The 4,798-nt window shown below is 73.2% G+C and carries 5 protein-coding genes; 4 read left to right on the top strand and 1 reads right to left on the bottom strand.

Going from position 1 to position 4,798, the window contains the following annotated elements:
* The first annotated feature begins 344 nt into the window (after window positions 1-344).
* The 3 genes from ABD308_RS38245 to ABD308_RS38235 all read left to right on the top strand — a co-directional run bounded on the left by ABD308_RS38245 (window position 345) and on the right by ABD308_RS38235 (window position 2,698).
* Window positions 345-764 carry a hypothetical protein gene (locus ABD308_RS38245; RefSeq protein ID WP_344345541.1) on the top strand — a complete coding sequence of 140 codons (420 nt, stop codon included), beginning with the start codon at window positions 345-347 and terminating at the stop codon, window positions 762-764.
* Window positions 765-847: 83 nt separating this feature from the next.
* A complete protein-coding gene (locus ABD308_RS38240) occupies window positions 848-1,531 on the top strand; it encodes a DUF6766 family protein (protein WP_344345539.1) in 684 nt (227 codons plus the stop codon).
* A 48-nt stretch (window positions 1,532-1,579) separates the two neighbouring features.
* Window positions 1,580-2,698: a helix-turn-helix transcriptional regulator gene (locus tag ABD308_RS38235; protein WP_344345537.1), complete on the top strand. Its 1,119-nt coding sequence runs from the start codon at window positions 1,580-1,582 to the stop codon at window positions 2,696-2,698.
* 552 nt (window positions 2,699-3,250) lie between these two features.
* Here the strand turns inward: ABD308_RS38235 and ABD308_RS38230 are convergent.
* The gene (locus ABD308_RS38230; RefSeq protein WP_344345535.1) at window positions 3,251-3,790 is read right to left on the bottom strand and encodes a hypothetical protein; all 540 of its coding nucleotides are present in this window, start codon (window positions 3,788-3,790) and stop codon (window positions 3,251-3,253) included.
* A 159-nt stretch (window positions 3,791-3,949) separates the two neighbouring features.
* Here ABD308_RS38230 and ABD308_RS38225 point away from each other — a divergent pair.
* Window positions 3,950-4,798, top strand: an 849-nt coding sequence (locus ABD308_RS38225) for an AfsR/SARP family transcriptional regulator (RefSeq protein WP_344345533.1), incomplete at its 3' end; no start/stop codon positions are given.

The raw sequence follows: 4,798 nt of genomic DNA, 5'->3' as shown, positions 1-4,798 counted from the left end.
GTTCCGTGCCGTTCCGTGCGACCGCGGGGCGGCCGCGCTCGTCCCGGCGACGCTGGCCGTGGCGGAGGCCGTGCGGCGCCGGCACCGGGACACCTGGCGGCTTGAGGGCGAACCGCTCGGCGTCACGGACGGCCGGCTGCCCGCCTGACCTCCCGTCGGCGGTGCTACCCGCCGCGCCCTCGGGCGACCTCCCGGTGAACCTGACGGCCGGCCGGGTAGCACGCGGCCGGTGGCGGATTCGCCAGGACGGCCGCGACGGCCTCTGGCTGCCGGGGTCACTCGTCCGGCCGACCGACGGCCCGGCCTCGTGGCCCCGGGAGCCGGGTTGTGGTCGGCTTCCCCCCATGACATCCGGGCGCGATCGATGGCGGTGGTCGGCCGCGGGGGCCGCTGTGGCGCTGGCCGCGTTGTGCGGCTGCGGGTCGCTCTCCGACCGGGAGGACGCTGTCGCGGCCACCGCGGCGCGGTTCGAGTCCGCCCTCGCGGGCGGCGACGACGCGCTGTTGTGCGCGACGCTCGCACCGGGGACCCGCCAGGAGCTGGAGGACACCGCGAAGAGCGGCTGTGACCGGGCGATGCCCGGCAGCGAGGTTCCCAAAGCCTCCGGTGTTCGGCGGATCGACGTCTACGGCGCGCAGGCCAGGGTCGTCCTCGACGGTGACACCCTGTTCCTATCGTCCTTCCCCGACGGCTGGAAGGTCACCGCCGCCGGCTGCGAGCCCCGCCCGCGCAAGCCGTACAACTGCGAACTCAAGGGCGGGTGAACCGTGCGCGTCCTGTTCACGCTTCTCGTCGTGGTCGTCGTAGGGGGTCTGGGCTACTTCACCACGATCGGACTGCTGCACCGATGAGCCGGGCATCGAGGTTCCTCCACGACAACAGCCTCACCCTGGTCTTCGGCACCGCGTTCCTGCTCACCCTCGTCGGCCAGGCGGCGTCCGGCCTGGCCGAGGTCAACAACCAGCTCGTCGCGGCCGACCTCCAGCCGGTCTCGGTCGCCGACTACCTCACCGGCTCCGACTTCGCCGTCGACGTCACCGAGAACTGGCAGTCCGAGTACCTCCAGTTCTTCCTCTACATCTTCGGCACCGTGTGGCTGCTGCAACGCGGCTCCCCCGAGTCCAAGAGCCTGGACCAGGCGGGCCCGGAGAGCGACCGCGACCAGAAGGTCGGCCGGCACGCCACCGCGGACTCACCCGGCTGGGCCCGCGTCGGCGGGCTGCGGCGCGCGCTGTACTCCCGCTCGCTCGGTGCGGTCATGGCCCTGTTCTTCGTCGGCTCCTGGTTCTCGCAGTCCGTCACCGGCGTGTCCGCCTTCAACGCCGAACGGCTGCGCGGCCTCCAGACGCCCTTCAGCTGGTCCGACTACGTGTTCTCCGTGGACTTCTGGAACCGCACCCTGCAGAACTGGCAGTCCGAACTCCTCGCCGTCGCCTCCATGGCGATCCTCTCGGTCTACCTCCGCCAGCGCGGGTCACCCGAGTCCAAGCCGGTCGGCTCCGCCCACACCTCCACCGGCGTCGAAGGCTGAGCGTCAGGATCGTGGGGAGAAGGTCAACTTCGGCCCTATGGTAAAGAGATGACCTCATTCCGTGACAGGGAACGCCGCATGATGGGAGAGATCGACGATCTGGCGGCGGCGAAGCTCCCGCTCGAACAGTTCTTCCGACAGCTCCTCACCGTCCTCGGGCCCGCTCTGGGATCCGAGGCGGGCTGCCTGCACGGGGCCGATCCGGTCACCGGCTTCCTGACCTCCACCGTCGCCGAGGGTCTGCAGCCGACCGCGTTCGAGCACGCCATCTGGCTGGAGATGTGGTCCGATGACACCACCCGGTTCGTCGACATCCGGGCCGCCGGCCGCGTCGTGGAGACCGTCCACCGCGCCACCGGTGGCCGACCCGAACACAGCGTGCGCTACCGGGAGTTGCTCGCCGAGTACGGACTGGGCGACGAGCTGCGGATGAACTTCGACATCGGGGGCGGGCGGTGGGGGGCCGCCGCGTTGATGCGCGAGGCCGGTTCGGCGCCCTTCGGAGCGGGCGAGCAGAGACTGGCCGAACGGGCCGCCCGGGCCGTGGCCGCGGCCCTGCGCGATTACGCGCTGCCCACCGCGGGCGGTCCTGACGGACCGGACGTCCGAGCGGACCCGCAGGACGGACCGTACTGGCTCGGGGTCGCCGTCATCGGCCCCACCGGTCAGCTCACCTCCGCGGACTCCGGGGCCCGGCAACTCTTCGAGGAACTCTCCGAGCCGCGCTACCGCCCCGCCGGAGTGCCGACCGCACTGGTCTACCTCGCCGAGCGGGCCCGCACCCACGCGCCCTCCGCGAACGCGGGCGCCCACGCCTGGGCCCGGCTGCGCCGCCCCAGCGGCCAGTGGCTCGCCGTCCGCGCCTCGCTGCTCGACCAGAACCCGCGGGGAAGCGTCGCCCTGGTCGCCCAACCCGCGAGCCCGGTCGACGTCATGCCGCTGTCCCTGCTGGCGCACCGGTTCTCGCCCCGCGAGCAGGAGGTGGTCCTCCAGACGGTGCGGGGCCTGAGCACCAGGGACATCGCCCACCGGCTCTTCCTGAGCCCGGCCACCGTCCAGGACCACCTGAAGTCGGCCTTCACCAAGACCGGCGTACGCAGCCGCCGCGAGCTCGTCGCACTCCTCGCGGCCCCGTACACCGCCGGGCTCGGCCGCCCCCCGGCCTGACGCGCCCCGGTCTGACGCCCCCGCCCCCGGTCCCGCCCACCCCGCCCGGGAACCCGGCGCGAGCCCGGACGGCACGACGGCCCCAGGTCACCGACCTGGGGCCTGGCCGTTGAGTCGTCCGCGACGGGTCGTCCTCCTACCACAGGGAAGAGGTCGCCGAGCCCCCTGCAAACCTGGGATGTCACCGGTCGCCGCCGGATGGGAAGGTCTGTCCCGGTGCCGCCCCGGCGACGGGGTCCGCCCCGCACCCACGACACCTTCCCGGCAGAGGAGTTCCCGCTTCATGCCACGCGCCCCTCACCCCGGCGTCGCCGCCGCCCGAGGAGACCGCCGACCGACGAGACCTACGCCCCGCCTCGCACGCCGCCGGGGAACCCCGAACGCCGGACGGCCCGGCCATCCGAGGGTGACCGGGCCACTCGTGCGGGAGCCCTCGGACCGTGCCCCGAGGGCTCCGGACAGGCACCGCGACCGCGACCGCGACCGGAACCGGAGGCGGTACGGCCGGGCGGACCACTCGCCGCCCGCCCGGCCGTCACCACCGCGTCGCCGTCAGTTCCAGGGGTTGGCCTGCTGGTCGTTGATGGCGGTCCAGAAGCGGGCGTTGGGGGCGATGTTGCCGTACGCCCAGAAGCTCCACCCGCCGATGTACTCCAGGTTCGGGCCGTAGCGGCCGTCGTGGAACTCGGCCTGGCGCCAGCCGATGCCGAAGGACGCCTGGCAGATGCTGTTCGCGGCGGCCTGGCTGTTCAGCCGCGAGCCCTTCACCGGCTGGCTGAGCGCGACGGTGCCGCCGGCCCACCCGGTGTAGAAGTCGATGCTGATGCCGTCCGGAGCCGGGCTGCCGTCCACGTTGATGCAGAGGACCGGCAGCGAGACGGACGGAAGGGTGTCGCCGTTGTACGGGTCGCTCGAAGTCGAGTGCGCGAAGCCGCCGACCTGGACGGTCCCCTCGGGGCCCGTCGCCAGCGTCTGCCAGGTCATCCCCTTGTGGGTGGCCGGCCCGGCGGCCTGCGCGGTGCTCGCCGAGAGGGGTACGAGGGCCAGGCCGAGGGCGATGGCCAGGGCCGCGGCCTGCTTCATGCGCTTCATCCAGCTGCTCCTTGAGTGTGGGGGAGCCGGCCCCAGCGGGGCCGGTGAGAGAAGAATCCCAGCCGAATGCACAAATTCAGCACGATTCCATCATGAAATGGTCACGAGCTTCGAGAGTGGCCGGGTCGCCTCGACATCGGCCAACCACGGGAGGGACACATGGAGTTCAAGATCCTGGGGCCGCTGGAAGTGTGGACCGACGACGGCAGACGGGCCCGGACGGAAGGGGCCAAGCAGGAGCGGATGCTCGGCACCCTGCTGCTGAACGCCGGGGCCGTCGTCCCGGTGGCCCGCCTGGTCGACGCGGTCTGGGACGACGAACCGCCGGCCACCGCCCTCCGTCAGGTGCGGAACCTCGCCGGGCTGCTGCGACGCAAGCTCGCCGCCGCCCACGACGGGCCTCCGGTGCTGCTCACCGACGGCCCCGGCTACCGGATCGCGGCGGACGGCCACCAGGTGGACGCCCTGGCCTTCGCCCACCGGGTGTCGGCGGCGCGCCGACTGGCCGAGCGCGGCGAACCGGCGGCAGCCGTACGGGAGTTCCGGTCGGCGCTCGGCCTGTGGCGCGGCCCGGTGCTGGACGGGCTGTCCGGCGCTCTGCTGGCCGCCGGCGCGGTGGCACTGAACGAACTGAGGCTCACCGCCTGGGAGAACTGCCTGGACCTGGAGGCCGAACTCGGCCGGCACCGGCAGACCGTCCCGGAGCTGACCGCGCTGGTCGCCGAACACCCGCTCCGGGACCGCTTCGTGACGCAGCTCGTCCGGGCCCTGCACCGGGCGGGCCGGCAGGCCGACGGGCTCGCCGCCTACCGCCGGTTCGCGCGACGGCTGGCCGACGAACTCGGCCTCGACCCCGGGCCGGAACTCCAGACCCTGCACCAGGAGTTGCTGAAGGACGGGCCCGCCTCGGCCGGGCGCCCGGCCCGCACCCGGCAGCACGTGCCCAGACCCGCCCAACTGCCGCCCGCGCTGGCCACCTTCGTCGGGCGGCGCGCGGAACTCGGCGCG

Source organism: Kitasatospora putterlickiae (assembly GCF_039527695.1).
Taxonomy (GTDB): domain Bacteria; phylum Actinomycetota; class Actinomycetes; order Streptomycetales; family Streptomycetaceae; genus Kitasatospora; species Kitasatospora putterlickiae.
Note: the sequence above shows the minus strand (reverse complement) of the source record. Positions and strands in the feature narration are given on the sequence as shown.

What these genes read in the sequence shown, in the direction of transcription:
- ABD308_RS38245 (WP_344345541.1), top strand. Translation starts at nt 345, where the DNA reads ATGACATCCGGGCGCGATCGATGGCGGTGGTCGGCCGCGGGGGCCGCT.
- ABD308_RS38230 (WP_344345535.1), bottom strand. Translation starts at nt 3,790, where the DNA reads ATGAAGCGCATGAAGCAGGCCGCGGCCCTGGCCATCGCCCTCGGCCTG.
- ABD308_RS38235 (WP_344345537.1), top strand. Translation starts at nt 1,580, where the DNA reads ATGACCTCATTCCGTGACAGGGAACGCCGCATGATGGGAGAGATCGAC.
- ABD308_RS38240 (WP_344345539.1), top strand. Translation starts at nt 848, where the DNA reads ATGAGCCGGGCATCGAGGTTCCTCCACGACAACAGCCTCACCCTGGTC.